Raw genomic sequence first — 209 nt, 5'->3', positions numbered from 1 at the left:
CCATCATAGAATCCATCATAGAATCCATCGTAGAATCCATCGTAGAATCCATCATAGAATCCATCATAGAATCCATCATAGAATCCATCATAGAATCCATCATAGAATCCATCGTAGAATCCATCATAGAATCCATCATAGAATCCATCATAGAATCCATCGTAGAATCCATCGTAGAATCCATCATAGAATCCATCATAGAATCCATC

Annotated in this window: 1 protein-coding gene; it reads right to left on the bottom strand. The window is 36.4% G+C overall.

The features are described 5' to 3' along the window. Positions 1-209, bottom strand: a 209-nt coding sequence (locus tag FGT79_RS32735) for a hypothetical protein (RefSeq protein ID WP_212758684.1), incomplete at both ends; no start/stop codon positions are given.

The organism is Paenibacillus sinopodophylli (assembly GCF_005930355.1).
Lineage (GTDB): Bacteria > Bacillota > Bacilli > Paenibacillales > Paenibacillaceae > Pristimantibacillus > Pristimantibacillus sinopodophylli.
The sequence above is the reverse complement of the archived record's forward strand: the minus strand, read 5'-3'. Positions and strand labels throughout refer to the sequence as shown.